The sequence below is a fragment of the Streptomyces sp. MMCC 100 genome (assembly GCF_041538145.2).
GTDB lineage: Bacteria > Actinomycetota > Actinomycetes > Streptomycetales > Streptomycetaceae > Streptomyces.
The window spans coordinates 1-541 of sequence record NZ_JBGORK020000014.1 but is presented as its reverse complement, the minus strand read 5'-3'; the positions used below and the strand labels follow the sequence as shown (position 1 = coordinate 541).

Annotated in this window: 1 protein-coding gene; it reads right to left on the bottom strand. The window is 67.1% G+C overall.

Annotation, left to right across the window (positions count from 1 at the left end):
* A partial coding sequence (locus ABS735_RS38565; protein ID WP_476755899.1) for a molybdopterin-dependent oxidoreductase occupies positions 1-541 on the bottom strand: 541 nt, incomplete at both ends.

The window sequence follows — 541 nt, the reverse complement described above, 5'->3', positions numbered from 1 at the left end:
ACGTAGTCACGGAAGTAGCCCTCGGTCCGCAGGACGTGGTTGATGATCCCGCCGAGGAAGGCGATGTCCGATCCGGCGCGCAGCGGCACGTGGACGTCGGCCAGGGCGCTGGTGCGGGTGAAACGCGGGTCGACGTGGATCACCTTCGCGCCGCGGGCCTTGGCCTCCATCACCCACTGGAACCCGACCGGATGGCACTCGGCCATGTTCGAGCCCTGGATGACGATGCAGTCGGAGTGCTGCAGGTCCTGCTGGAAGGTGGTCGCGCCGCCGCGGCCGAACGAGGTTCCCAGACTGGGAACGGTGGAGGAGTGTCAAATACGCGCCTGATTCTCGATCTGCACCGCGCCCAGGGCGGTGAACAGCTTCTTGATCAGGTAGTTCTCCTCGTTGTCCAGCGTCGCACCGCCCAGGCTGGCGACGCCGAGGGTGCGCCGGGTGCGGGTCTCGTCGACCTCCCACTGCCAGCCGGAACGCCGTGACTCGATCACCCGGTCGGCGATCATGTCCATCGCCGTGTCCAGGTCCAGCCGCTCCCACT